Consider the following 22,580-nt stretch of genomic DNA (forward strand, 5'->3'; position numbering starts at 1 on the left):
TATTCTGTCGGGCTAACGGAGGTTTTTTATGCAGATTTTCAAGGTTGGCGGTGCCGTACGTGATCGCTTGCTGGGCAAACCAGTCACCGACATCGATTGGGTCGTAGTCGGTGCCAGCACGGAAGAAATGCTCGCCCAGGGTTATCGCCCGGTTGGCGCGGATTTCCCCGTGTTTCTTCATCCCAAAAGCGGCGAGGAGTACGCCCTCGCCCGCACCGAACGCAAGAGCGGGCGCGGTTATGGCGGTTTCACTTTTCACGCCAGCCCCGAAGTGACGCTTGAGGAAGACCTGATTCGTCGCGACCTGACCATCAACGCCATGGCCGAGGACAATGAGCACAATCTGACCGATCCCTACCATGGCCAGCGCGATCTTGAAGCCCGGATTCTGCGTCACGTTTCTCCGGCGTTCGCCGAAGATCCCCTCCGCGTATTGCGCGTTGCCCGCTTCGCAGCGCGCTATGCCGGGCTGGGTTTTACTGTCGCACCGGAGACGCTGGAATTGATGCGTCAGCTCAGCGAGTCCGGTGAGCTGGAGGCGTTGACCGCTGAACGTAGCTGGAAAGAAATCTCCCGGGCACTGATGGAAGATCAGCCGCAAGTGTTCATTCAGGTGCTGCGCGACTGCGGCGCACTGAAAGTACTGATGCCAGAAGTCGACGCGCTTTTCGGTGTGCCACAACCGGAAGCGCATCACCCGGAAATCGATACCGGCCTGCACACCCTCAGCGTCCTGGAGCAATCAGCGCTGCACAAACAACCGCTGACGGTACGCTGGGCTTGCCTGCTGCACGATCTCGGCAAAGGTCTGACCCCAGAGGAAGAGTGGCCGCGACACATCGCCCATGAGCACACGGGATTGAAGCTGATCAAAGCGGTCAACGAACGCTTTAAGGCACCAAAGGATTGTCAGGAGTTGGCCTTGTTGGTCGGCAAGTACCACACCCACAGCCACCGGGCGCTGGAGTTGAAGGCCTCGACGCTGCTTGAGCTGTTGCAGAGCTTTGATGTGTATCGCCGACCGCAGCGGTTTGAAGAGTTTATCGCGGCATGCGAAATGGACGCCCGAGGCCGTAAAGGGCTGGAGCAGAGAAGTTATCCACAGGCGGATTATTTGCGCGGTGCGGCGAAGGCTGCGCGAGAGGTTGCGGTGCAGCCGTTACTGGAGAAGGGATTCAAGGGCCCGGAACTGGGCGAAGCGCTGAAACGTGAGCGACTGAAGGCGTTGAAGGCTTACAAAGAGAACGCCTGAAGCAAGATCAGAAGATCGCAGCCTGCGGCAGCTCCTACAGAGAAACGCATATTCCCGTGTAGGAGCTGCCGCAGGCTGCGATCTTTTGCTTTTAAAGATTCGGCGGGGTTAACTGCTCACCCCGCCATTCGAACGGCACCGGCGCCAGCACCTGATCAATCTGCGCTTCAGCCCACAAAGTCGCGAAGCTCTTTCCCACCCCCGGATGCACGCGATCCGGCGCAATCAGCGACAGCGGCCACAGCACAAAAGCATTTTTCAGAATCTCCGCGCGCGGCAGAACCAGTCCGTCGAAATTCCCCGCCAGATCACCATACAACAGCACGTCGATATCCAGCGGCAAGCCCTTGCGATCAGGCGCATAGCGACCGTTATCCGCCTCAATGAATTTCAAGCGGCGATCCAGTTCCATCAACGGCAGGTCGGTATACGCCGACACCACGAAATTGAAGAACGGCCCGCTCTTGATGCCCACAGGCGCGCTTTCGAACACCGCCGAACAGCGGACATCCACCAGAAACGTCGCCAAAGCGTCGAGTCCAGCGCGCAAATGAGTTTCGCGCTCGATATTGCTACCGAGCCCGAGGTAGACCTGAGTCAGCGACATCCGCGCTCGATCTCCACACCCACGCCGCCCTTGGCAGCCGGAACGGCGCCGGGTTTGGTCAGCTTCAGGCGTACCCAAGTGATCTTGAATTCGCTCATCAGCACTTCAACCAGACGTTCGGCGAAGGTCTCGACCAGTTGAAACTGCGCTTGCTCGGCAAACGCCTGAATTCGCGTGGACACGCTGGCGTAGTCGAGCGCCAGGGTCAGGTCATCACCGGCGGCGGCCGGGCGATTGTCCCAGGCGAAGCTCAGATCAAGGCGCAGGCACTGGCGGATGCCGCGCTCCCAGTCGTAGGCACCAATCACGGTGTCGACTTCCAGGCCTTCGATAAACACTCTGTCCAAGCACTTCTCTCCGCTGCACGACAAGGGCGCAATGCGCCGTTAGAATCAGGGCGTCCTCGCCCGGAATAGTTAGCATGTTTTGGTTACTGGCGACTCTCGCCTACCTGCTCGGCTCGCTGTCCTTCGCCATTTTGCTCAGCCGCCTGACCGGAAACCCGGATCCGCGAATGAGTGGCTCGGGTAATGCCGGTGCCACCAACATGCTGCGCCTGGCCGGTCGCAAACTGGCGATCCTGACCCTGCTGGGTGATCTGTGCAAAGGCCTGGTGCCGGTGCTGATCGCTTCGACTGCCGGCCTTTCGCTGCAGGATCAGGCGTGGATCGGCGTGTGCGCCGTGATCGGTCACCTGTTCCCGCTGTACTTTCGCTTTCGTGGCGGCAAGGGTGTCGCCACCGCTGCCGGCATGCTGCTGGGCCTGTATCCGCCCGCCGCGCTGCTGGCAGTATGCGCCTGGTTACTGACGTTTTACCTGACCCGCACCAGCTCGCTCGCAGCACTGATCGCAACCCCCTTGACCCTGCCTTTGCTGGCCTGGCAGGAACCGGAAGCGCTGCTGCCGATGAGCGCGCTGACACTGCTGATCGTCTGGCGCCACCGCGGCAATCTACGCGACCTGTTTGCCGGGCGCGAACGGCATTTTTAAATACCGGCCATGAGCGCCACTCATCACAACGCCGACAATTGCTCCATCGGCCAGCGCGCCTGCACGCTGATCGCCAGACTTTCCTGCTGACCGGCCTGCAAACGCTGGCAACCGGCAAAGGCGATCATCGCGCCATTGTCGGTACAGAACTCCGGGCGTGCATAAAACACATCGCCCTTCATGTCGCCGAGCATCTTTTCCAGCGAAACACGCAACGCCTTATTGGCGCTGACGCCGCCCGCAATCACCAGACGCTTCATGCCGGCCTGCTTCAGGGCACGCTTGCACTTGATGGTCAAAGTCTCCACCACGGCCTGCTGGAACGCCAGCGCGATGTCGCAACGGGCTTGCTCGCTGTCGTCCCCGGCGTTGACGCACTGCTGCCAGGCGTTGAGCGCAGAGGTTTTCAGACCACTGAAGCTGAATTGCAGACCCGGGCGATCACACATCGGACGCGGGAAGGTAAAACGTCCTGCGACGCCCTTCTCGGCCAGCTTGGCGATTTCCGGCCCACCCGGATAATTGAGACCCATCATCTTCGCGGTTTTGTCGAATGCCTCACCGGCGGCATCATCCAGCGTCTCGCCGAGCAAACTGTATTGGCCAATGCCATCGACCTGAACCAGCTGCGTATGACCACCGGAGACCAACAAAGCGACGAACGGGAATTCGGGCGGTTTCGGCTCCAGCATCGGCGCCAGCAAGTGGCCTTCCATGTGGTGCACGCCGAGCGCCGGAATGCCCCAGGCAAACGCCAGTGCCTGAGCGCAGGAAGCGCCGACCAGCAATGCGCCAACCAGGCCAGGACCCGCGGTATAGGCGATTGCATCGATCTCGGTCGGTACGCAGTCAGCCTCGGCCAACACCTGACGGATCAAGGGCAGCATGCGTTTGACGTGGTCACGCGAGGCCAGCTCCGGCACCACGCCGCCATAAGCGCGGTGCAGGTCGATCTGGCTGAACAGTGCGTCGGCCAGCAGGCCGCGTTCGCTGTCATATAATGCGACGCCGGTTTCGTCGCAGGAGGTTTCTAATCCCAGTACTAGCATGGGTTTGCGCCTTGTTTAGGCTGAATTCGAAGGCGCGCATAATAGTCGCCGCGTGATGCCCCGACCAGCGGTTTTCGATCAGAGGCTTTGCATTCCGAGCGATGAGGGGTTAACATCCGCAACCCTTAAAAACCGACGTCTTCAAGTGCTCTTTTGCCGCGAGGATGTTGACCCCGGTAATGAATGAAGGTAGCTCTGGATGCCAGCCGTCAAAGTTAAAGAGAACGAACCCTTCGACGTAGCTCTGCGTCGTTTCAAGCGCTCCTGCGAAAAAGCCGGTGTACTGGCTGAAGTTCGTAGCCGCGAATTTTACGAGAAGCCAACTTCTGAGCGTAAGCGCAAAGCAGCAGCCGCTGTTAAGCGTCACGCCAAGAAAGTTCAGCGCGAACAGCGCCGCGCCGTTCGTCTGTACTAATACACAGACGTTCGTAGCAAGCTTCTTGCCTAAGCCCGGCTCTCAGCCGGGCTAATGGCATTTGCGTAAAACGCTTGATGCTTCACCGTCGAAGCCGCACACGCGACCAAGACGAATCTGCTTCACACGTCAGACCTGGCTCTTTTGCCAGCGGTGCACGTCTTTTCTGACGAGCCTTTCAAGGCTACTGACGAGCACACCCACTGATTCCTCTTACGACGATCAGCCCAAGGCACCTGCATGCGTGCCCGCTTTATTGAGCGATCCGAGGCCCTGAACCGGCCGTCAGCGGATTCAGCGCAACACTTTCAAATAGTCGACGACTGATGAGTACTAACGTCAGTGGATTTTCGGCAGATACACTTCCCGACAGCGATTACGCAGACGACACCGGTCGAGCCGCACATTTTGCGTGCTTCAAACAATGACCCGCGTCCGGCAGCCTTTCGCATCGGACTTATTACAGCGCAGACGACGAGAACGCCATGGCCGGGCTGATTCCCCAGAGCTTCATTGACGACCTGCTGAACCGCACCGACATCGTCGATGTGGTCAGTTCGCGCGTGCAATTGAAGAAGGCCGGCAAGAACTACACCGCCTGTTGCCCGTTTCACAAAGAGAAAACGCCGTCTTTCAGCGTCAGCCCCGACAAGCAGTTCTATTACTGTTTCGGCTGTGGCGCCGGCGGCAATGCCCTCGGCTTTCTCATGGATCACGACAACCTGGATTTCCCCCAGGCTGTCGAAGATCTGGCCAAAGCCGCCGGTATGGAAATCCCCCGCGAAGAAAGCGGCCGCGAGCGCAAGCCACGGCAGCCGACCGATTCGCCGCTGTATCCACTGCTCACCGCCGCCGCCGACTTTTACCGGCAGGCGCTCAAGAGCCATCCGGCACGCAAAGCTGCAGTGGATTACCTCAAGGGACGCGGCCTGACTGGCGAGATCGCCCGGGATTTCGGCCTCGGTTTCGCGCCGCCGGGCTGGGACAATCTGTTCAAGCACTTGAGCAGCGATACATTGCAGCAGAAGGCCATGATCGACGCAGGCCTGCTGATCGAGAACGCCGAAACCGGCAAACGCTATGACCGCTTCCGCGATCGCGTAATGTTCCCGATCCGCGACACCCGCGGGCGGATCATCGCTTTCGGCGGCCGCGTACTCGGCGACGACAAGCCGAAATACCTGAACTCACCGGAAACCCCGGTATTCCATAAAGGCCAGGAACTCTATGGCCTCTATGAAGCACGCAAGAACAACCGCAACCTCGACGAAATCATCGTCGTCGAAGGTTACATGGACGTCATCGCCCTCGCACAGCAGGGGCTGAAGAATGCCGTCGCGACGCTGGGCACCGCGACCAGCGAAGAACATTTGAAGCGCCTGTTCCGCGTCGTACCGAACGTGTTGTTCTGTTTCGACGGCGACCAGGCCGGCCGCAACGCCGCGTGGCGCGCCCTGGAAGCAACGCTTTCAAGCCTGCAAGACGGCCGCCGGGCGCGCTTTTTGTTTCTGCCCGAAGGCGAAGACCCGGATACCCTGGTGCGCGCCGAAGGCACTGACGCCTTCAAGGCCCGGATCAATCAGCACGCTCAGCCACTGGCGGATTATTTCTTCCAGCAATTGACCGAAGAAGCCGATCCGCGCTCGCTCGAAGGCAAGGCCCACATGGCCACCCTCGCCGCACCACTGATCGATAAAGTGCCGGGCGCCAACCTGCGTATTCTGATGCGTCAGCGCCTGACCGAAATTACCGGCCTGAGCAGCGAAACCGTCAGTCAGCTGGCACAAAGCGCACCGCAGGAAGCGCCTCCTGCCTACGATCCGGGCATCGATTACGATGCGATGCCGGACTACAGCGACTACCATCAGCCGCAGGCACAGGACATGTATGTGCCGCAGCAGGAGTGGACGCCGAAAAAGCCCGGTGCTGGCGGCAAGAAGTGGGACAAAAAGCCCTGGGACAAGAACGGCAAACGTGGCGGTGATCGCGATCAGCAGCGCCCGCGCACACCGATTGGCGTCGAGTCGCCAACCCTGACCGCCCTGCGCACACTGCTTCATCACCCGCAATTGGCCAAGCGCGTCGAAGATGCCGGGCACATTGCGGACGAGAATCAGACCAACGCCCAGTTACTTGTGGCCCTGCTCGAAGCTGTACAGAAGAATCCCAAGCTAAACTCATTTCAGTTGATCGCGCGATGGCACGGCACTGAACAGGGACGCTTGCTCAAGGCTTTGGCAGAAAAGGAGTGGCTGATTGACGGCGATAACCTTGAACAACAGTTTTTCGACACCATTACTAGCTTGTCAGCCCGCCAACGCGAGCGAAATCTGGAACAGTTGCTCAGGAAAGCGCGTCAAAGCGAACTGAGCGTTGAAGAGAAAAACCAACTGCGCGACCTACTAAGTCGCAATGTTTCCGCATCAAACCCGACCTCAACTGGCGCGTGAGGTCATAGCTCAGGTATAATCCTCGGCTTGTTTTTTGCCCGCCAAGACCTTCAGTGGATAGGGTGTTATGTCCGGAAAAGCGCAACAGCAGTCTCGTATTATTGAGTTGATCAAACTGGGTCGTGAGCAGAAGTATCTGACTTACGCCGAGGTCAACGACCACCTGCCCGAGGATATTTCAGATCCTGAGCAGGTGGAAGACATCATCCGCATGATTAACGACATGGGGATCCCCGTACACGAGAGTGCTCCGGATGCGGACGCCCTTATGTTGGCCGACGCCGATACCGACGAGGCCGCTGCGGAAGAAGCAGCCGCTGCGTTGGCAGCGGTGGAGACCGATATCGGTCGCACCACTGACCCTGTGCGCATGTACATGCGTGAAATGGGTACGGTCGAGCTTCTGACTCGTGAAGGCGAAATCGAAATCGCCAAGCGTATCGAAGAGGGCATCCGTGAAGTGATGAGCGCAATCGCGCACTTCCCTGGCACGGTTGACCACATTCTCTCCGAGTACACCCGCGTCACCACCGAAGGTGGTCGCCTGTCCGACGTTCTGAGCGGTTATATCGACCCGGACGACGGCATTGCGCCGCCTGCCGAAGTGCCGCCGCCTGTCGAAGCTAAAGTGGCGAAAGCCGACGACGACACCGACGACGATGAAGCCGAATCTTCCGATGACGAAGAAGAAGCCGAAAGCGGTCCGGATCCGGTCATCGCTGCCCAGCGTTTCGGCGCCGTGGCTGACCAGATGGAAATCACCCGCAAGGCCCTGAAAAAGCACGGTCGCAACAACAAGGCAGCGATTGCCGAGTTGCTCGCACTGGCCGAACTGTTCATGCCGATCAAACTGGTGCCGAAGCAATTCGAAGGCCTGGTCGAGCGTGTCCGCAGTGCCCTGGATCGTCTGCGTCAGCAAGAGCGCGCGATCATGCAACTGTGCGTACGTGATGCACGTATGCCACGCGCCGATTTCCTGCGTCAGTTCCCGAGCAACGAAGTCGACGAAAGCTGGTCCGACGCCCTGGCCAAAGGCAAGAGCAAATACGCCGAAGCCATTGGTCGCGTGCAACCGGACATCATTCGTTGCCAGCAGAAATTGATCGCGCTGGAAACCGAAACCGGTCTGACCATCGCAGAAATCAAGGACATCAACCGTCGCATGTCGATCGGTGAGGCCAAGGCCCGCCGCGCGAAGAAAGAGATGGTTGAAGCCAACTTGCGTCTGGTGATCTCGATCGCCAAGAAGTACACCAACCGTGGCCTGCAATTCCTCGATCTGATCCAGGAAGGCAACATCGGTCTGATGAAAGCGGTAGACAAGTTCGAATACCGTCGTGGTTACAAGTTCTCGACTTATGCCACCTGGTGGATCCGTCAGGCGATCACTCGCTCGATCGCCGACCAGGCCCGCACCATCCGTATTCCGGTGCACATGATCGAGACGATCAACAAGCTCAACCGCATTTCCCGGCAGATGTTGCAGGAAATGGGTCGCGAACCGACCCCGGAAGAGCTGGGCGAACGCATGGAAATGCCTGAGGACAAGATCCGTAAGGTATTGAAGATCGCTAAAGAGCCGATCTCCATGGAAACCCCGATCGGTGATGACGAAGACTCCCATCTGGGTGACTTCATCGAAGACTCGACCATGCAGTCGCCAATCGATGTCGCCACTGTCGAGAGCCTGAAAGAAGCGACTCGCGAAGTGCTGTCCGGCCTCACTGCCCGTGAAGCCAAAGTACTGCGCATGCGTTTCGGTATCGACATGAACACCGACCACACACTCGAAGAAGTGGGCAAACAGTTTGACGTAACGCGTGAGCGGATCCGTCAGATCGAAGCCAAGGCGCTGCGCAAGCTACGCCATCCGACGCGAAGCGAGCATCTGCGCTCCTTCCTCGACGAGTGATACCAGAACCCCCGGCCCAGGCCGGGGGTTTTGTTTATATGGCAGATTAAATCCCTCGCAACACCCCTCCCCCGCATACCCCGTCTACACTCGAAACAATCATCCCCGAGCCATAACGAGAGCGTTATGCCCAGATTGGCGTCCGTGCTTTTTTTGCTGTCACTGATGATCTGGACCGCAACGGCTGACGCGCTGACTCTGACCGATGAAGAACGTAGCTGGCTGGCGGCTCACCCGGACTTGCGCCTGGGTGTCGATGCGTCGTGGCCGCCCTTTGAGTTTCGCGACGATCAGAGCCGCTATCAGGGCCTGGCTGCCGACTATATCGACGTGATTCGCCAACGCTTGGCAATCAAATTGACGCCCATTGAACCGGTGAGCTGGACGGTGGTGCTCGAACAGGTCAAATCGGGCAAGATCGACCTCCTGCCCGGCATCATGTCCACCCCCGAGCGTCAGACCTACCTGTCGTTCACCCGCCCGTATCTTGATTTTCCGATCGTCATTCTCGCCCACATCGGCGGCGCGCAACCGCGCAAGCTCGACGACTTGTACGGCTTGAAGATCGCCGTGGTGGAAAACTACGCGCCCCACGAACTGCTGCGCACCCACCACCCCGATCTGAACCTGGTGGCCATGCCCAATGTCAGTTCGGCATTGCAGGCGTTGGCGACCGACGAAGTGGACGCCGTCGTCGGTGACCTCGCGTCCAGCGTCTGGAGTCTGCGCCAGCTCAAGCTCGACGGTCTGTACGTCAGCGGCGAAACCCCTTATCGCTACCAACTGGCGATGGCCGTCCCCCGCGCCAACAAGGTACTGGTGGGAATTCTCGACAAAGTCCTCGCTGACATGAGTCCTGATGAAATCAGTAGTATTCAGGAGCATTGGGTCGGCAACGTCCTTGATCATCGGACATTCTGGTCAGACCTGCTGATCTACGGTTTACCGGGTCTGTTGCTGTTGGTGACGATTCTCGCCGTGGTGATCCGCATCAACCGTCGCCTGAGTTCGGAAATCGCCCGACGTATCGACCTCGAACAGGAACTGCGCAGCAGCGAATACCACTATCGTGGCCTGGTCGAGAGCCTGTCGGCCATCGCTTGGGAAGCACGGATGAGCGACTTCACCTACAGCTATGTGTCGCCCCACGCCGAAGACCTGCTTGGCTATCCACAATCCCATTGGTTGATTCCCGGTTTCTGGCACAACATCATTCACCCGGCCGACCTGACCCGTACACAAAGTTACTGCAAAGAAGCGCTTCGCCAGGGTCGCGATCACATCGTCGACTATCGGGTGATAACCGCTGATGGCCGCTGCCTGTGGGTGCGCGACATCGTCAGCCTGATCGAGCATGGCCATGAGCCGGTGATGCGCGGCCTGATGATCGACATCAGCGAAATCAAGCGCACCGAAGAGGCGCTGCGACTCTCGGAGCAAAAGTTCGCCTCGGTGTTTCAGCAATGCCCGGACATTCTGGTGATTGCACGGCTGTCCGATGGCTGCCTGCTGGAGGTCAACGAAGCGTTTGAAGAACAGATCGGACTGAAAGCCGAAGAAGTGCTGGGCCAAACGGCGACCGAGCTGAATATCTGGGGGATTCCCGGCGTCGGTCCCGGACTGCTGCAGCGCCTGCAGGCAGGCAGCATTCGTAATCTGGAGATGCCGTTTCGCCGCAACAATGGCCAACTGTTTACCGGCCTGATTTCCGCCGAGCCGTTTGATCTGGACACTACACCCGCGCTTGTCGTCGTAGTACGAGACATTACCCAACTCAAGGAAACCCAACAGCAACTGCAAACCTCCGAAGAGAAATTTGCCAAAGCCTTCCATGCTTCGCCGGACGGTTTGCTGCTGTCACGCCAGAGCGACGGCCTGCTGCTGGAGGTCAACGAAGGATTCAGCCGTATCACCGGTTTCAATAGCGCCATGTCGGTGGATCGCTCGGCACTGGATCTGGGAATCTGGGTCAACCTCAACGAACGCAAACAGATGCTCGATCTGTTGCATCGCGACGGCTTCGTCCGTGACTTCACCTGCCATATCCGCCGCAGTGACGGGCAGATCCGCCTCTGTGAAGTATCTAGCCGTCCGCTGCCGATTGGCGAAGATGACTGCATGCTGACCATCGCCCGCGACATTACCGAGCGGCATCTGATGCAGGAAAAACTGCAGCAGGCCGCCACCGTGTTCGAAAGTACCGCTGAAGGCGTATTGATCACCGACACCCAACAACACATCAGTGCGGTCAATCGCGCTTTCACCGAAATCACCGGCTACAGCGAAAGCGAAGCGCTCGGGCATACACCGCGTCTGCTCGCCTCCGGCCTGCATGACAGCGCGTTCTACGCGGCAATGTGGCACCAGTTGACCGATGAAGGCCACTGGCAAGGCGAGATCTCCAACCGGCGCAAGAACGGCGAGCTGTACCCCAGCTGGCTGACCATCAGTGCTGTGCGCAATCGCGACAAGTTCATTACCCACTTTGTTGCGGTGTTTGCCGACATCTCCAGCCTCAAACATGCACAAGCCAAACTCGACTATCAGGCGCATCACGACCCGCTTACCGGCCTGCCGAACCGCACGCTGTTCGAAAACCGCTTGCTGATGGCACTGAACAGCCAGCAGGAAAACGGCAGTCAGGGCGCCGTGCTGTTTCTCGATCTCGACCGCTTCAAACACATCAATGACAGCCTCGGCCACCCGGTCGGCGATCTGCTGCTCAAGGGCATCGCCGTGCGCCTGAAGGAGCAATTGCGAGACATCGATACCGTGGCGCGTCTGGGCGGTGACGAATTCATCATTCTGTTACCCGGCCTGCAACAGGCCAGCGACGCCGATAACATCGCAACCAAACTGCTCAACTGCTTCGGTGCGCCATTCCAGGCCGGTGAACATGAATTCTTCATCAGTGCCAGCATCGGCACCAGCCTCTATCCTCGAGACGGTTGCGACGTCGCCACACTGGTGAAAAACGCCGACGCGGCGATGTACCGCTCCAAGGCCAAGGGCCGCAACCGCGTCGAGAGCTACACCCGCGACCTCACCGCCCAGGCCAGCGAGCGCATTGCGCTTGAGCATGAACTGCGTCGGGCCATTGAACGTGATGAACTGTTTCTCTACTACCAACCAAAAATCAGCCTCGACGATCATCGTCTGGTCGGTGCCGAAGCGCTGATCCGCTGGCGTCACCCGACCTTCGGCGACGTGCCACCAGAACACTTCATTCCGCTGGCCGAAGAGAACGGCATGATCCTGCAGATTGGTGACTGGGTGCTCGAGACGGCGTGCCGGCAAATGTTCGAATGGAGTCAGGTCTACGACAGCCTCGGCCCGCTGTCGGTGAACCTCGCCGGTGCGCAATTGCGTCAGCCGAATCTGCTCGGACGCATCGAACAGCTGCTCAACGACAACCGCCTGCAACCGGATTTACTGCAACTGGAAATTACCGAGAACTTCATCATGAGTCAGGCCGAAGAGGCGTTGGCGGTGTTACACCAGCTCAAACACCTCGGCGTTCAATTGGCGATTGATGACTTCGGCACCGGATATTCTTCGCTCAGTTACCTCAAACGGCTGCCGCTGGACATCCTCAAAATCGACCAGTCGTTTGTCCGCGGACTGCCCGATGACCCCCACGATGCGGCCATCGTCCGGGCGATCATCGCACTGGGCCGGAGCATGCAGTTCACGGTTATCGCTGAAGGTGTGGAAACCCAGGCACAACAACAATTTCTCGCCGCCGAAGGCTGTGAACAGATCCAGGGCTACATCGTCAGCCTGCCGCTGCCGCCGGAAGAATTCGCAGCAACGTTTCTTCGTGTAACCGTATCGGATTTTTCGGATAGCACAGCCGAGAAACCGTCGCTATAATCCGCGACCTACTGAGGGCCTATAGCTCAGTTGGTTAGAGCAGAGGACTCATAATCCTTTGGTCCACGGTTCTTATGTGGTATGAATACCAGTGTGGTATTTGAAGCGTGGATTTGATAGCTTCATGATGTACTTTGGGCCTCTAGCTCATGTTGGTTAGAGCAGCGGACTTAGCAGATCAGTACCTAACCCCTTTGGGCATGGTACTGAGCGAATGGGTTGCCTTGGGGTAAGTTAACTCTGTCCCTTGGTAGAATCGCTCAAATTCGGGGAAGCCTCTGTTTCGACGTGGTAATCCCGAGCCAAGCCTCGCAAGAGGAAGGTGTAGAGACTGTACGGGCGAGCCGTAAAGGCAAGAGACAGTCCAGACCACAAACCCGAAAGGGGCAGTGAAAACTGTAGCTGGTACGCATAATCCGTTGGTGCCCGGTTCGACTCCGGGGAGGCCCACCAATCTTAAAGCCAGACCACTAGGTCTGGCTTTTTTCGTTTCTTGCAAACGAAAACGTCTTGCCCAGGGTGCCGACATCACCCTCCAAACCTCGAAACCCACTGACCAATCGCCTAGCTGTCTTCTGCTGATGATGGGAAGCCGAAAGCCCGAAGAAATCGCTTGCGAACAATTTTGTTGACACTTGAACCGTCCTTGCACAATGCTGAAAAAAAGGTGTGGCATTTGGAATACGGTGCAAATGAAGAACTTCATCCTGGTTGATGCCCCTCAGACAAGCGAAGCTCGCTACCTACTACTCCACATCAACCCGGACTTGCCCGACGAAGCACGAGAGCTCAAACCGTTCTCCCATTACACGCTATGGCTGGCACGTCAGGGTTACGCCCTCAACACCGCGAAGGTCTACGCCGAACACGTAGCCCGATTCGTTGACTATGTGTACGAGGCATCACAGACCCAATTCCCTGCAGATGTCGAGGTCACCATCGAGACCATCATCTACAGCTACCAGGCATTCCTGCTGTTCGGGAAGGGGGCTGCTAATCCAATAGCCAGCAGATTGGCCAGCAGCCTCGGGAAGGAGAGAATCACCAGCCACAACTCGCTCTCGCAGACAATCGAGTCGTCGATCCGCTGGTTCCTACAGGTCGCAGAGTCTAAAAATAAAGTCTCACCAGACCAGTTGTTTGGCGCGTTTTACACCAACCAAGCTGAGTATCGAAGCCAATACGAGATATCTGCGCAAAAGGCCAACTCATGGCTGGCCGGGGTCATCCGCGACTCACTAAACGCCGTGCTGCCTAAGCGGAAACGGGAGACGCTGTTCCCTCAAGCCAAGCGAAGGGACAGGAAAAACGACAAGCAGCCGTACAAAACCGTCGCATTCCCCATCGAACGATCTGTTGATCTGGTCAGACAGGCCAAACCAAACAAGGCCAAGACTTTCTATCGTGACATGACTATCTACGCCCTTCTCGGTGCAACGGGTGCTCGATCAAGTGAGGCCTTGCAGATTCGGATGTGTGATATTGAGAGTGACGACTTCGCTGTGTTCCTTAGAGATCCCTTTGCTCGAAAGACGCCAGGCCTCACTGAGGATGAGTACAAGCTTCTGGCATGGAAGGGGCGCGACACCGAGCTGACCTACATGATTGAGCCGTTTGCTCGGATTTTCTGGGAGAATCTTGAGAAGTACCTCACTCTGGAATACAACTCCAGCGTCGACCATGATTTCGTCTTTCAAAGCTCAGACGGAAGACCCTATTTTGCCAGTGACAGAAGCAGTCGTGACAAGACCTTCAAGAGCTATGCCAAGAAGGCTGGCATAGCGAATCTGACAGGGATTAGCATGCATTCTCTGAGGCACATGTATGGCACCTACACGCTTAACTACATGCCAGTTCCAGGCCAAGCGGCCACAGGTTTTCCTATCACATATGTGAAGATCCTAATGGGCCATTCTAGCGTCACATCGACGATGAAATATGCCAAGCACGATACGGACATCATCGACGCTTACTTGCAACACGCAAATCAATACGTAACGCAACGCGGAGAAGATTCAATGAAGACAATCCGCGAAGAATTCCACTCTCGACAACTTGAAATATTACGGAACGAAGCCGCTAGAATCGAAGGAAAGAAGCATGATTAACCTCACCAAAAACATTGTTTTCATACAAACCGGTGAGGTATTGGAGGCGTCAATTAAAGAAGCGATCACAAAAGCCAAAGAATGCGTCTGCAAGGATCTCTTCAATACCAACCATATACCTCCAAGCAAAATAACAAGCTCTTCTCGAAACGAATACTATAACGCATCTATTGTAAAGTTGTTCGATGAACATCTAAACGACTTGACCGCACCCACTTATGATGAAGCATGGGTGAACAGGATACTTGTTTGTTCAAAAAAAACGCCAGATATCGGAATTGCAAGGGAGGTGGTTCCTAAAACTTCCCATTACTGGCTTAACAAGTCATCACTGGAACGTCTTAGCAGAGACTGCCTTCTTATTCTGCATTTCCTCTGGCTGGGTCGGGCAATACTCCTTCCGGCAGACGTGAGAAAACCTATATCTAGCAACTCCGATGTAAGCGCAAATTATTATGAATTCGCCGCAAAATCTTACTCAGAAGTATTGGCATTGGTGAGCCTACCATTTATCGCTCACCTATCTGACAAAAGCATCCCCGACATTACTACCGTTATGAAGCCTGGCGCCGAGAAAAATTTTAAATGGTACGCATGGCGGATGATTCGGTGTACCGACTGGCATCAAATCGAAGATATTGATCCCGAAGAGGTTTCGGCTTTTTCTGATCATGTCGCTTTAGCACGAAAGGGTGATAGAGATTGGTTCCGATACCCAATATCTCCTGCCGCATTCTGGAGCTACATACAAAAACTGTACCCTGAAAGATGCCGCTCAGGTACTGCAATCGTCAAGAACGACATCAAAGCCAGCAAAAAAGCATTGACTTCAGGTGAATTCGCCTATCCAGACGAGCACAAAAGCAGTATTGATGCGTGGTTAAAATATCAAGATAAGTTTGTACAGTTGCAAAAAGCACGTGGGATGAAATCATACCATCATTATGATAAAACCTTTGCGACTCTTAATACATTCTTGTTTGACGTATATCCTGCGGCCACAGGAAACCTCCCTCCACCTCCAAAAGATCTCAATAGAAATCATATGGAGGGTGATGGTTATGAAGGTTTTTTCAGCTACCTGCGGACTGGCCGGTCGAACGCCACAGTTCAAACCATGCTTTACCACATAGAGGCCTTGTTTGATTATTTAGTTGTAAGTTCAAAAGCTGACAACAGCCTTACCGGCTTCGTTAATCCCATACTCGAAATTGACTACCCAGTAGTCAAAAGAAACTCCAGCTCAAATAAACCGGCCTTTAGCTCTGAGCACTTCCCCTACCTTCTTCAATACTGTTATGCAATCGAATCATTTTCGACCTTTCTCGCCGAAAAAGTTCATTTCGAACAGATAAATATATACGACAAAGAATACAGACCTGATTTCGAGACTCCCAACTGGAATCAAGCACACAAAGTCATTCAGACTGAGAACCATGGCTACGTGCCAGTTGTTTTTTACCGAAACCCACTATTTGACGCTTCACAACCAAAATCCGATATTAATCGTCCCATGAAATACGAGCGTCTGAACTTTCTGCCTAGGTTCGCCGTGCCAATCATGGAGCATGCCAGAGAGCGTGAAGGCAAATGGGTTTTCTACCCACAGCTAAACTATATTCGCCACAACATTGTCGCTCTTGAAACGGGCATTCGAAGCATTCACATTCGCTGGCTAGATAAGCGTACGTACGACACACACGTGGATCGCTCTCGCCCCCTACCGCCAATATGCAAGCTCCGTGTCAATACCGACAAGGTGAATGGTGCTTGGGATGCTACAGTCTCTAGTAGCGTGATATCGCTCCTGGATCGCCAGAAAGAAATGCTTAAATGGTTTAATGATCCATCCATAGATGAGCCTGTGTGGTATGACTATCATGAAGACAGTATCTTTGGAAAAATAATATCTATATTTCCACGAGGTGAAACACCAGGGGTGCTGACACCCGCTGTTTACGCAAAATATTTCAAGAGGTTAGTATATTCTTTTGACCTATTCTGCAGATTCCAACTTGGAATCAATACAACCAACTCCATGCCTGAAGCTTTAGGGGATTTTATTTCGCTTGAGACCCCTCAGGACTACTTAGCCGCAGTGAAACTCGAATCGGAGGCCTGTAAACTGATTGAGCACACTCCGCACTCCTGCCGCGTGTCAGTTGTATCTGAATATATAAGAGTTCTTCCGCCTCATATTATTGGCGCACACGTTACAGGACAGGCTACCGAAGCACACGTTATGTATTACGCCAAAGTCGATCCAGCTTACTTAAAAACGGTAGCTGAATATCAAAAAATGAGCGTAGAGCATGGGTGGAGCTTGGATCTTCCGGCTTTTTCCTCCATAAAGGCCGAAGATGTCGCCTCCAAGCTTCAGCAGGCATTTCGTCGTAACAAAGACCAAGCCTTGGTCGATTTCGGGGCAATCTCATTTGACCACGAAACCAAAGATGATGTTTTGTCTGGAGTTAAGACTGCTAAGCAGCGACCTATCGACTCGCTTTCGTTTATGCCAACTCACATATGCCCATTTGGCAATAACTGCCCTTCGGACATAGTGAGAGATTTGGGCGCCATACCAGGAGTGAGTACGCCATGTGGGGGTTGTTACTACTCAGTCAAGACCGTCGACCACTTGCCTAGGATCCACGGCCAGATCCGTGCGCTGACAGACGAGTGCAGCGAATTGGAGGCGTATATCGTCGAGGCTAAAAAGAATGGCGCATCTCCCGAGAGCCTTGTGCAGAAAGCAAATCGTCGAAAATTCCTAGCTGCGGAGATCATCTCTTGGAGCGTTACTGCCCACTGCCTTGAACAGATGTACAGCGAGATCAAAACGCGCGAGAGTTTCCTGGTAGAAAAGCCAGAACTCGTCTCGGAACATCTGGAGCGCCTAGAACTGAAGGAGCACTCCCTTTCCAACCTGATCGCCCGTACTGCCGAAGCCAAAACCCATGCAGAGTATTTCACCCCACAACTGAATCAGCAGATAAAGGTGGCGAGAAACAAGCTCTTGGCGTTCACCGGAGACTTCAATCGCATGCTGGAAGAAGCCCCTACTGGATTCACGTTGATCGATGAATTCAGGGGCCTGATTCGATCTACTTGTGAAGTGCTCGGCCTCTCGCTGCATGACTTGAGCGATGCAATGACCAAGCCCATGGCCTTGGATCGCCCTAATTCAATTCTTAGGCTAATTTCGAGCCCTGGGAGTGTCCCGGCATGAGCAAGGGTGCAAAACCTGGTCAGAACCGCTTTGCAGGCTCTCAGAAGAAGAGTCGCGACTACAGGATAAGCCGGATCAAGGATGAGGTCGTCCCGAGACTGAAAACGTTCGCAGGGAAAACTTCTTTTGCCGGCGTTACTCCTTTTTCTAGGTTTTGTGCAGAACTATACAACGCTGAACTCCCCGTGAACGAGAAGAAGATTGGTTACCGTACACTTGTCCAGAGCACTGATTATTGGGCGCTGATCGGCCCACTGTTCTACAAGCACTGGGACTCTTCCGGCAACATGGAATCCACGAAGGACAAGCTTGTTGGGAAGCTTGCTGTACAGCGGGCAGACCAGTTGCAATCTGAAGCGGACAGGCTTAGGAAGGAAAATGAAGCGCTTCGCTCAGCCCTCCGTAGTCATGGAGTCTCGGCAGTAGCCCTGCCAGACGCAAAAAATAGCGATCAAGGCTTCATGGCGAAATTTGATAAGACATGCCGCGTACTCCTGCAAGTGCTCAAAAAAAGCGATGGCATGTTCGATGTTGATATAAAGGCCGAGAAAATCACCTGCACGTTTGATGATCTCGAACCTGCTGAAGGGCTTGTTCCAAGAGACATTGCCGAACCCTTCGTCCTTTGGATGAAAGCCAAGGAAAGCAAAAATGGCGACCAGTGATCAAAAGCGCTCTCCGTACGACCGCTACAGGGACTACGTGCTGCAGCTTGAACAGGCTGGAAAAAAATTCCCTGTGAATCAGTTTGGCGCCGTCAACTTCAGCAAAATAGCTGATGAATGTGGTAATCGTAGGCAGTGGTTTTCAGAAAGCGCAAAGAAGGTCTTTTGCTCCCAGGGCCAGACCCTGGAACAGGTCATCGCGAAGGACATTCGCCGCATAGGCAGTGAGTTTTTTGCGGCCAAAGACCCTGAGTCTCTGGCGGTTGATATGGCGGATTCGAAAAGTCGCGAAGCGAACCGGTTGCGAGTAATGCTTGAGCAAAAGTCGAAGGAAAACGAACTGCTTCGCGAGCAAGTTGAGCGACTCTCTGCCGAGCTGCGGTTGCTTCGGACATCTGCACAAGAAATCAGTAGCCAGCAGGACTTGATGATCGACTCCGGGCGGTCATTCATCCTATGAGCAATCTGTCGAGCATAATCCAGGTGAGCTCGGTGAAGCCAGGCAGTTTTGGCGGTGCAGTCTTTTCCGGGCGCATCATTGGCCAAAACAAAATTTACACATGCAGAGCAAGCTATAAAGTCATCACCCGCATTCCTCAACCCGGTGAATGCTGGCAATTCAAAGGCTCGATCACAGGGCATGATCAGTACAGGGATTTCGTTCTGATCGAAAGCTGTCACATCGTAAACCTGCCCATAGCGGCATATGTGGAACGATTGCTGATAAAGCATCCTGCATTTCGCGGGCTGTCATTCGGCAAAGCGAAAGTCTCGAAACTGGTCAGGGCATTTGGCGCAGAAAACCTTGCTCAGGCATTGACTGCAGGCAGAGTCAGCCACCTGGCGGAACTGATTAATCCTGATCTCGCCCAAAAGGTCGTGGATGCCTGGAGGACACTGCAGGATGAGATTTCAACAATTGAATTTCTCATGGAGCACGACTTCGATCCTGGGCTCGCCAAAAGTATTCTCAAGGTTTGCCAGACGGATACGGTAGAGCGCCTAAAGCTTAATCCGTACAGCCTCATTGCGTTTCAAGGCATCCACCCGAACATGTGGAAAATAGTAGACGCAGCAGCAGCCAAGCTAGGCATACCTCGTGATGACCCACGCAGGCTGGCCGGCCTTGTGGAGAATTTGCTCTATGTGCGCTTGGATCAGGGCCATACCGCATACGAAATAGAAGAGCTAAAAGCCGCCCTGATTCAGAAGCTTCCATCCGCCAGACTGGTAGACCAAGCTATCGAATGCGCCCTACAAAGGCGTGCTGTATGCGTTAAGAAGCATCAAGGAACGACGCTTATCCAGCCACTGGGAGCGGCCCTTGTCGAAAGTAAACTAGAGCAGCGAGTAGCGACTCTACTGTCCGCTCAGGCCTCATTGCTTCACGGCTCTCCGCAGGAACTGGAGCAAGCGATTGAAGATCGCTGCGCACATAGCGAGAGCGCGTCTGGATACCCACTCACCCGAGACCAGAAAAATGCAGTGCTGATGGCGCTTACTAATCGCATCAGCACGCTGACTGGATTTGGCGGTACGGGCAAGACAACGGTGCTGAAAGCCATCGTTGATATAGCCTCTCAGCACCGCCCAGTGCATGTCTTAGCACTGAGTGGAAAAGCCAAGGAGCGCGCCAAGGAGTCTGTTGGCCGAGACACCTACACGATCCACAGCTTCTTAATCAAAATCAGCACCGCAAGCTCAGGGATCAGCACTGGAGGCGACCCTCTGGTAATCATTGATGAATCCAGCATGGTAGACATCGCCTTGATGCTGAAACTGCTGAATGCCTTCGCGAAGAAAGAACTGTCTCTCTTGCTCGTAGGCGATACTGGTCAGCTATCACCGGTAGGTTATGGAATCTTCTTCCATGCACTGGCCAAATCGAAGGCGATACCGTCGACCCACCTGATAAAGGTTCACAGGTCTATCCAGAACAGTCACCTTCAGAACATCGCCATGAAGATTAGATCTGGTCATCTGGATACCTTGCCATTCTGGAATGGCGAGCGCGATGGGGTTTATCTGATCCCCTGCACAAACACGCAGGACATGCTGACACACCTCGCGAAGATCAAGCAGATCATCCCTGACGCTCAGATCCTGACGCCACACATGTCTGATCGCATGCCGGATTCCGGGCACAAGATAAACAAACATCTGCAAAGCGCCCTCCAGCATACAGACGAGACGCAAGGCATCTGGATGGGCAAATACTGGCTGCGAGTTAACGACCCCGTCATCGTCACCCAGAATAGCTACGAACATAATTTGTTCAATGGCAACACCGGGATTATGACTGGCGTTACGTCAATCGATGGCCAGACTTCAGGTGTGTTTTTCTTCAATGGGTTCGAAGTGACCCTGTCCAGGATGGACTTGTTCGTGCTGGGAATGAAGCTTGCCTACGCCATATCCATTCATAAGGCGCAAGGCAGCGAGTACGAGACGTCGATCCTTTGCACTCTGAGTCAAAGCGAATTTGTGGAACGAAGCATGCTGTACACAGCCGTCTCCCGATCTAAGCGGCTGGCTTTGATCCTAAGCACGCAGAACATCATGCAGCAGGGAGTAGCTCGCCCAAACCGAAGCGACACCCTCTGTGTTGGCTTCTCGGTTTGAATACCAAACAGGTCGTTAGCCCTACAATATTGCGGGCAGGGCTTTCGCTTCAGGCGCCTTACCCTCCTTGTATGATCGCAGGATCCGCGCCCAATGCCTCAAGGTAGGAGAATGTCATTGAAGTTGCTCACAACGCTTTGGAGCGTCATCAGCCCCGACCGCCGCCCCGAGCGTGAGAAAGCGCGTGAACGCGAGTTCATCCGGGCGGCGAACTCCTTGAAGACCCTCAAGGTGACACCAGAGGGCGGAATGTCCATCGATCCCGAAGAGCTCCGAGATCAGATAATCGCCTCACGTGAGCAGTTGAAGCATTTTGCCCACAAACCAGGAGCGCCTAGCGGGTCATTCAACGTAGAAGAACGCGAAGCCAGTCCCGCTGCAGTGGCCCCAATGAGGGTCATGGACTGTATCGAGGTGGTGGCTTGGCGTCGGCTCCATAGTGGCGCCGCTGTGCGCTACGTGTGCCTCCAGTCTACGAGTACGGGGCGGTTCACTGTCGCTACAGCAAGCATGTTCACTGGAGCCATAGAGAGTCTCCCGACTTGGGCCGACGGCAATACCAACAGGCAAATCGCGAATGCCTTACAGCTCGGTGATCTCCGGTGGTACGCGACTTTGAGTGAGGCGATGGATGCTTGGGATGCAGAACTTTGATGACCCTGCGCTTTCAGTTGGGGCGTGCCCCCTGCGGGGAGTGGCTGTCGTGTACCGAGCCCTGGCGATGCCAAGGTCTCGGCCCTTCGGGCGTCCATCCCACACGCCTGCGCGCTTCGCTTGCCATACCTACCCTGCCTTCGATTCAAGCGGACACTCAGACTGATCTAGATCCGAAGCTCAATGGATTCCACCCCTTCGAAAGTTCAAGCTTAAAAAAAGCACGGCAGGCGTTCATCAAAGCAGTTGCGTCATTCAAGGCTCGGTGGTGCCTGGTTGTCGGCAGTCGCCGGTAGATTTCACTGGCAGCCTCCCTGCCCACAAAAACCTCCAAAGGCTTCAACTCGAAGGTGGGCACCAGTTCCGGTGCCTCGTAGAGGACATCGAGCCAAAAAACGTCTTGAGGTGAATCGCTGCAAAGCGCCTGCCCTGAAAACAGCTGATTCATATGTCTCGCCACAGCAACCGGGGCATCACCTCGCTGACGCAACTGATCCTGACATAGACCATGCATATCTTGTGCATCGAACGACCAGTGCGTCCAGTAACGAGCTGGCGTGATCAGCGAGCTGAAAGAGGTCTTACTCGATACGACAGCCACCTCGATGGGATAGCTATCCGGGGCTATCGCTGATGCCTCGAAATCGATAAAACACGAAGGCTGCTCCATCTTGCGGCTCGTGTATGGAGGGTGCGACTACACCAGGCTACAGGGGCTGTTTATGCATAGTGTTATTATCGCTCGGACTAGCC

The 22,580-nt window shown here is 55.1% G+C and carries 16 protein-coding genes; 12 read left to right on the plus strand and 4 right to left on the minus strand.

Annotation, left to right across the window (positions count from 1 at the left end; translation table 11 throughout):
• Positions 1-28: 28 nt before the first annotated feature.
• Complete coding sequence (locus AB4O01_RS17380; RefSeq protein WP_099757327.1) at positions 29-1,252, plus strand: multifunctional CCA addition/repair protein; 1,224 nt, start codon at positions 29-31, stop codon at positions 1,250-1,252.
• A gap of 91 nt (positions 1,253-1,343) precedes the next feature.
• Here the strand turns inward: AB4O01_RS17380 and folK are convergent, their stop codons facing one another.
• Both folK and folB read right to left on the minus strand, forming a co-directional pair.
• On the minus strand, positions 1,344-1,859 hold the full coding sequence (gene folK, locus AB4O01_RS17385) for a 2-amino-4-hydroxy-6-hydroxymethyldihydropteridine diphosphokinase (RefSeq protein WP_460089089.1): 516 nt from the start codon (positions 1,857-1,859) through the stop codon (positions 1,344-1,346).
• Positions 1,850-2,206: a dihydroneopterin aldolase gene (gene folB, locus AB4O01_RS17390; protein WP_064390789.1), complete on the minus strand. Its 357-nt coding sequence runs from the start codon at positions 2,204-2,206 to the stop codon at positions 1,850-1,852. Before folB ends, folK begins: the two co-directional genes overlap by 10 nt.
• Positions 2,207-2,280: 74 nt before the next feature.
• Here folB and plsY point away from each other — a divergent pair, with 74 nt between their 5' ends.
• Positions 2,281-2,850 (plus strand): glycerol-3-phosphate 1-O-acyltransferase PlsY, encoded by a 570-nt coding sequence (gene plsY, locus AB4O01_RS17395; RefSeq protein ID WP_093441972.1) that lies wholly within the window; start codon positions 2,281-2,283, stop codon positions 2,848-2,850.
• 23 nt (positions 2,851-2,873) lie between these two features.
• Here the strand turns inward: plsY and tsaD are convergent, their stop codons facing one another.
• Positions 2,874-3,899, minus strand: a complete 1,026-nt coding sequence (gene tsaD, locus AB4O01_RS17400) for a tRNA (adenosine(37)-N6)-threonylcarbamoyltransferase complex transferase subunit TsaD (RefSeq protein ID WP_093441977.1) — start codon at positions 3,897-3,899, stop codon at positions 2,874-2,876.
• A gap of 199 nt (positions 3,900-4,098) precedes the next feature.
• Between tsaD and rpsU the strand changes: the two genes are divergently transcribed.
• The 10 genes from rpsU to AB4O01_RS17450 all read left to right on the plus strand — a co-directional run bounded on the left by rpsU (position 4,099) and on the right by AB4O01_RS17450 (position 21,827).
• Positions 4,099-4,314: a 30S ribosomal protein S21 gene (gene rpsU / locus AB4O01_RS17405; protein WP_002551877.1), complete on the plus strand. Its 216-nt coding sequence runs from the start codon at positions 4,099-4,101 to the stop codon at positions 4,312-4,314.
• 485 nt (positions 4,315-4,799) lie between these two features.
• Positions 4,800-6,764, plus strand: a complete 1,965-nt coding sequence (gene dnaG / locus AB4O01_RS17410) for a DNA primase (RefSeq protein WP_093441982.1) — start codon at positions 4,800-4,802, stop codon at positions 6,762-6,764.
• A 67-nt stretch (positions 6,765-6,831) separates the two neighbouring features.
• Positions 6,832-8,676 (plus strand): RNA polymerase sigma factor RpoD, encoded by a 1,845-nt coding sequence (rpoD, locus tag AB4O01_RS17415; RefSeq protein WP_093441990.1) that lies wholly within the window; start codon positions 6,832-6,834, stop codon positions 8,674-8,676.
• 126 nt (positions 8,677-8,802) lie between these two features.
• Positions 8,803-12,549 carry a bifunctional diguanylate cyclase/phosphodiesterase gene (locus AB4O01_RS17420; protein WP_460089090.1) on the plus strand — a complete coding sequence of 1,249 codons (3,747 nt, stop codon included), beginning with the start codon at positions 8,803-8,805 and terminating at the stop codon, positions 12,547-12,549.
• 692 nt (positions 12,550-13,241) lie between these two features.
• Positions 13,242-14,657, plus strand: a complete 1,416-nt coding sequence (locus tag AB4O01_RS17425; RefSeq protein WP_460089091.1) for a tyrosine-type recombinase/integrase — start codon at positions 13,242-13,244, stop codon at positions 14,655-14,657.
• Positions 14,650-17,886 carry a hypothetical protein gene (locus AB4O01_RS17430; protein ID WP_460089092.1) on the plus strand — a complete coding sequence of 1,079 codons (3,237 nt, stop codon included), beginning with the start codon at positions 14,650-14,652 and terminating at the stop codon, positions 17,884-17,886. The genes AB4O01_RS17425 and AB4O01_RS17430 overlap by 8 nt, the downstream gene beginning before the upstream one ends.
• The gene (locus AB4O01_RS17435; protein ID WP_460089093.1) at positions 17,883-18,551 is read left to right on the plus strand and encodes a hypothetical protein; all 669 of its coding nucleotides are present in this window, start codon (positions 17,883-17,885) and stop codon (positions 18,549-18,551) included. Before AB4O01_RS17430 ends, AB4O01_RS17435 begins: the two co-directional genes overlap by 4 nt.
• Entirely contained in the window at positions 18,538-19,011 is a 474-nt protein-coding gene (locus AB4O01_RS17440) for a hypothetical protein (RefSeq protein ID WP_192062234.1), read from the plus strand. Before AB4O01_RS17435 ends, AB4O01_RS17440 begins: the two co-directional genes overlap by 14 nt.
• On the plus strand, positions 19,008-21,173 hold the full coding sequence (locus AB4O01_RS17445; protein WP_460089094.1) for an AAA family ATPase: 2,166 nt from the start codon (positions 19,008-19,010) through the stop codon (positions 21,171-21,173). Before AB4O01_RS17440 ends, AB4O01_RS17445 begins: the two co-directional genes overlap by 4 nt.
• A gap of 111 nt (positions 21,174-21,284) precedes the next feature.
• A complete protein-coding gene (locus tag AB4O01_RS17450) occupies positions 21,285-21,827 on the plus strand; it encodes a hypothetical protein (protein ID WP_460089095.1) in 543 nt (180 codons plus the stop codon).
• 157 nt (positions 21,828-21,984) lie between these two features.
• Here the strand turns inward: AB4O01_RS17450 and AB4O01_RS17455 are convergent, their stop codons facing one another.
• The gene (locus tag AB4O01_RS17455) at positions 21,985-22,497 is read right to left on the minus strand and encodes a 3'-5' exonuclease family protein (RefSeq protein WP_460089096.1); all 513 of its coding nucleotides are present in this window, start codon (positions 22,495-22,497) and stop codon (positions 21,985-21,987) included.
• Between the last annotated feature and the right edge of the window lie 83 nt (positions 22,498-22,580).

The sequence above is a fragment of the Pseudomonas sp. S2_E02 genome (assembly GCF_054668355.1).

Coding starts and splice junctions, on each gene's coding strand:
- AB4O01_RS17380 (WP_099757327.1), top strand. CDS start 29: ATGCAGATTTTCAAGGTTGGCGGTGCCGTACGTGATCGCTTGCTGGGC.
- folK (WP_460089089.1), bottom strand. CDS start 1,859: ATGTCGCTGACTCAGGTCTACCTCGGGCTCGGTAGCAATATCGAGCGC.
- plsY (WP_093441972.1), top strand. CDS start 2,281: ATGTTTTGGTTACTGGCGACTCTCGCCTACCTGCTCGGCTCGCTGTCC.
- tsaD (WP_093441977.1), bottom strand. CDS start 3,899: ATGCTAGTACTGGGATTAGAAACCTCCTGCGACGAAACCGGCGTCGCA.
- rpsU (WP_002551877.1), top strand. CDS start 4,099: ATGCCAGCCGTCAAAGTTAAAGAGAACGAACCCTTCGACGTAGCTCTG.
- dnaG (WP_093441982.1), top strand. CDS start 4,800: ATGGCCGGGCTGATTCCCCAGAGCTTCATTGACGACCTGCTGAACCGC.
- rpoD (WP_093441990.1), top strand. CDS start 6,832: ATGTCCGGAAAAGCGCAACAGCAGTCTCGTATTATTGAGTTGATCAAA.
- AB4O01_RS17420 (WP_460089090.1), top strand. CDS start 8,803: ATGCCCAGATTGGCGTCCGTGCTTTTTTTGCTGTCACTGATGATCTGG.
- AB4O01_RS17425 (WP_460089091.1), top strand. CDS start 13,242: ATGAAGAACTTCATCCTGGTTGATGCCCCTCAGACAAGCGAAGCTCGC.
- AB4O01_RS17430 (WP_460089092.1), top strand. CDS start 14,650: ATGATTAACCTCACCAAAAACATTGTTTTCATACAAACCGGTGAGGTA.
- AB4O01_RS17435 (WP_460089093.1), top strand. CDS start 17,883: ATGAGCAAGGGTGCAAAACCTGGTCAGAACCGCTTTGCAGGCTCTCAG.
- AB4O01_RS17440 (WP_192062234.1), top strand. CDS start 18,538: ATGGCGACCAGTGATCAAAAGCGCTCTCCGTACGACCGCTACAGGGAC.
- AB4O01_RS17445 (WP_460089094.1), top strand. CDS start 19,008: ATGAGCAATCTGTCGAGCATAATCCAGGTGAGCTCGGTGAAGCCAGGC.
- AB4O01_RS17450 (WP_460089095.1), top strand. CDS start 21,285: ATGTCATTGAAGTTGCTCACAACGCTTTGGAGCGTCATCAGCCCCGAC.
- AB4O01_RS17455 (WP_460089096.1), bottom strand. CDS start 22,497: ATGGAGCAGCCTTCGTGTTTTATCGATTTCGAGGCATCAGCGATAGCC.